At 75.0% G+C, this 3,925-nt stretch carries 4 protein-coding genes; all 4 read left to right on the forward strand.

Annotated features, from left to right (window positions below):
* Nucleotides 1-174: 174 nt before the first annotated feature.
* Complete coding sequence (locus ACFV0G_RS36695) at nt 175-987, forward strand: 2-keto-4-pentenoate hydratase (protein ID WP_380557300.1); 813 nt, start codon at nt 175-177, stop codon at nt 985-987.
* Entirely contained in the window at nt 984-1,931 is a 948-nt protein-coding gene (locus ACFV0G_RS36700) for an acetaldehyde dehydrogenase (acetylating) (RefSeq protein ID WP_380557303.1), read from the forward strand. The genes ACFV0G_RS36695 and ACFV0G_RS36700 overlap by 4 nt, the downstream gene beginning before the upstream one ends.
* Nucleotides 1,928-2,959: a 4-hydroxy-2-oxovalerate aldolase gene (gene dmpG / locus ACFV0G_RS36705; protein ID WP_380557306.1), complete on the forward strand. Its 1,032-nt coding sequence runs from the start codon at nt 1,928-1,930 to the stop codon at nt 2,957-2,959. The genes ACFV0G_RS36700 and dmpG overlap by 4 nt, the downstream gene beginning before the upstream one ends.
* 88 nt (nt 2,960-3,047) lie before the next feature.
* Nucleotides 3,048-3,797, forward strand: a complete 750-nt coding sequence (locus ACFV0G_RS36710) for a Clp protease N-terminal domain-containing protein (protein ID WP_380557309.1) — start codon at nt 3,048-3,050, stop codon at nt 3,795-3,797.
* The last annotated feature ends 128 nt before the right edge of the window (nt 3,798-3,925 follow it).

Here is a 3,925-nt window from a genome sequence, read left to right on the forward strand (position 1 = left end):
GCCGTGGAGTGCGCGGCGTTCCGTGACACGGAACGCTCGTTTCCCCAGGATCGGCAGGGCGTCTATACCGGAGGCGTCGAGAGGCCCGGACGAGGCCTCGCCCCCCGCCCGCCCCTCCTGGAGGTGCCGCATGGCCGCGCCCCGCATCCCGTCCCGAGCCGCCCGGAGCACCGGGTGAGCGCCGCCGGCCTCCCGCCGGAGGTCGTGAAGGCCGCGGACGCGCTGGCCGAGGCCGCCCGCACCGGCGTGCCCTGCCCGCCCGTGCGCACCCTGTTCGCACCGGACGACGTCGCGGCCGCCTACGCCGTCCAGCGGCTCGCCGTGGAGCGGGCGGTGGCCGCCGGCCGCCGGGTGGTCGGCCGCAAGATCGGCCTCACCTCGCCCGCCGTCCAGCGCCAGCTCGGCGTCGGCCAGCCCGACTTCGGCGCCCTGACCGCCGACATGGCCGTCCCGGACGGCGGCAGCGTGCCGGCCGGCCGGCTGCTCCAGCCGAAGGTCGAGGCCGAGGTCGCGCTCGTCCTCGGCGCCGACCTGCCGCACGCCGCGTGCACCGTCGCCGATGTGATCCGCGCCGTGGACTTCGCCCTGCCGGCCCTGGAGATCGTCGACAGCCGGATCGCCGGCTGGGACATCACCATCACCGACACGGTCGCCGACAACGCCTCCTCCGGGCTCTTCGTCCTCGGCGGCACCCCGGTGCCGCTCACCGCGGTCGACCTGCGCGCGGTGCGGATGACGCTCACCCAGGACGGCCGGGAGGTCTCCCGCGGCAGCGGCGCGGACTGCCTCGGCGGCCCGCTGAACGCCGCGCTCTGGCTCGCCACCACGCTGGCCGCCATGGGCGACCCGCTGCGCGCCGGCGACGTGGTGCTCACCGGCGCACTCGGCCCGATGGCGGTCGCCGCGCCCGGCGACTCCTTCGAGGCGCACATCACCGGACTCGGCTCCGTCCGGGTCGGCTTCGCTCCGGAAGGGGACGCCCAGTGACGACGAAGGTCGCCGTTCTCGGCTCCGGCAACATCGCCACCGACCTGATGATCAAGATTCTGCGGCTCTCCGACACCCTGGAGATCGCCGCGATGGCCGGGATCGACCCCGCCTCGGACGGCCTGGCCCGGGCCCGCCGGCTGAAGGTCGCGACCACCCACGAGGGCGTCGACGGGCTGCTGGCGATGCCCGAGTTCGCCGACGTGTCGCTGGTCTTCGACGCCACCTCGGCGGGCGCCCACCGCCGCCACGACGAGCTGCTGCGCGCCGCCGGCCGGACGGTCGTCGACCTGACCCCGGCCGCCCTCGGCCCGTACGTGGTGCCGCCGGTCAACCTGGACCAGCACCTGGACGCGCCCAACGTCAACATGGTCACCTGCGGCGGCCAGGCCACCATCCCGGTGGTCGCCGCGGTCTCCTCGGTGACGCCCGTGCACTACGGCGAGATCATCGCCTCCATCGCCTCCCGCTCGGCCGGCCCGGGCACCCGGGCCAACATCGACGAGTTCACCGAGACCACCGCGGCGGCGATCGAGCAGGTCGGCGGCGCCGCCCGCGGCAAGGCGATCATCGTGCTGAACCCGGCCGAGCCGCCGCTGATCATGCGCGACACCGTGCACTGCCTGGTCGGCGAGTGCGACGAGGGCGCCGTCACCGCGGCGGTCGAGGAGATGGTCGGCCGGGTCCAGGCCTACGTGCCCGGCTACCGGCTCAAGCAGAAGGTGCAGTTCGACCGCGTCGCCGCCGACGACCCGCTGCGCGGGCTGCTGCCGGCCGGCGCCGCCTCCGGTGCGGCGCTGCGCGTCTCGGTCTTCCTGGAGGTGGAGGGCGCCGCCCACTACCTGCCCGCCTACGCGGGGAACCTCGACATCATGACCTCGGCCGCGCTGCGCACCGCCGAGCGCATCGCCGCCCACCGCGCCCCGGAGGTGTCCGCGCGATGACCGACCAGAGCACCGGCCCCGAGCTGTACGTCCAGGACGTCACCCTGCGGGACGGCATGCACGCCGTCCGGCACCGCTACACCGTCGAGCAGGCCCGCACCATCGCCGCCGCGCTGGACGCGGCGGGCGTCGCCGCGATCGAGATTGCGCACGGCGACGGCCTGGCCGGCTCCAGCATCACCTACGGCGTGGGCGCCCACACCGACTGGGAGTGGATCGAGGCGGTCGCGGACGCGGCCCGCACCGCGGTGCCGACCACCCTGCTGCTGCCCGGCATCGGCACCCTGAAGGACCTGCGCCGGGCGCACGCGCTGGGCATCCGCTCGGTACGGGTGGCCACCCACTGCACGGAGGCCGACATCTCCGCGCAGCACATCGCGGCCGCCCGCGAGCTGGGCATGGACGTAGCGGGCTTCCTGATGATGTCCCACATGGCCGAGCCCGCCGAACTCGCCCGCCAGGCCAAGCTGATGGAGTCGTACGGCGCGCAGTGCGTGTACGTCACCGACTCCGGCGGCCGGCTGACCATGGACGGGGTGCGCGAGCGCTTCCGGGCCTACCGGGACGTGCTGGACCCGTCGACCCAGATGGGCATCCACGCGCACCACAACCTGGCGCTGGGCGTGGCCAACTCGGTGGTCGCGGTGGAGAGCGGCGCGGTACGGGTGGACGCCTCGCTCGCCGGCCAGGGCGCCGGTGCGGGCAACTGCCCGCTGGAGGCGTTCGTCGCGGTGGCGGACCTCATGGGCTGGCAGCACGGCTGCGAGCTGTTCCCGCTGATGGACGCGGCCGACGACGTCGTCCGGCCGCTCCAGGACCGCGAGGTGCGGGTGGACCGGGAGACCCTGACGCTCGGCTACGCCGGCGTCTACTCCAGCTTCCTGCGGCACGCCGAGACGGCCGCCGCCCGGTACGGGCTGGACACCCGGTCGGTGCTGGTGGAGGCCGGCCGGCGCGGGATGGTCGGCGGCCAGGAGGACATGATCACGGACATCGCCCTCGACCTCGCGGCGAAGGCCGCCGGCTGAGCGGGGGCCGGCCGGACCGGCCGGCAGTGGCGGCACGGACTGTCAACCGACGGTTGACACTCTCCATGTGTCAACCTATGGTTGACACATGGAGAACCGTGTCGCGATGACGCATCCCGTCCGCCTCGACGACCTGATCGAGGCCATCAAGAAGTCCCACACCGACGCCCTCGACCAGCTCACCGACGCCGTGATCGCCGCCGACCACCTGGGTGAGATCGCGGACCACCTGATCGGCCACTTCGTGGACCAGGCCCGTCGATCCGGCGCCTCCTGGACCGACATCGGCCGCAGCATGGGCGTCACCCGGCAGGCCGCCCAGAAGCGCTTCGTGCCCAAGGATCCGGGCGGCGAGCCCGGTGCCCTCGACCCGAGCCAGGGCTTCGCCCGCTACACCCCCCGCGCGCGCAACGTCGTGGTGATCGCGCAGAACGAGGCCCGGTCCGGCAGCCGGGCCGAGATCACCCCGGCCCACCTGGTGCTCGGCCTGCTCGGCGAGCCCGAGGGGATCGGCGCCGCGGCGATCGGCGCCCAGGGCGTCACGCCGGAGGCCGTCCGGGCGGCCGCCGAGGCGGCGCTGCCGCCGGTCTCGGCGGAGCTGCCCGCGCTCGTCCCGTTCGACACCGCCGCGCGGAAGGCGCTGGAGCTGACCTTCCGTGAGGCACTGCGGCTGGGCCACAACTACGTCGGCACCGAGCACATCCTGCTCGCCCTGCTCGAACTGGAGGGCGGCGACGGCCTGCTGACCGGCCTCGGGGTCGACAAGGCCGCCGTCGAGCAGTACGTCGCGGACACCCTCGCCGCCCTGGCGGCCGGCCGGGCCGACGCCGAGGACTGACCTGCGGCGGGCCGCCCGGCCCGGCCGTCGACCATGTGGCGGGGGGGCGGCGCCGGGGGGGGACCCGCGCCCGCCGGCCGGTTCGCCGCCGTCCAGCAGCACGGCCGGTTCGCCGCCGTCCAGCAGCA

This window comes from Kitasatospora sp. NPDC059571 (assembly GCF_042735675.1).
GTDB lineage: Bacteria > Actinomycetota > Actinomycetes > Streptomycetales > Streptomycetaceae > Kitasatospora.

What these genes read in the sequence shown, in the direction of transcription:
- dmpG (WP_380557306.1), top strand. Translation starts at nt 1,928, where the DNA reads ATGACCGACCAGAGCACCGGCCCCGAGCTGTACGTCCAGGACGTCACC.
- ACFV0G_RS36710 (WP_380557309.1), top strand. Translation starts at nt 3,048, where the DNA reads ATGGAGAACCGTGTCGCGATGACGCATCCCGTCCGCCTCGACGACCTG.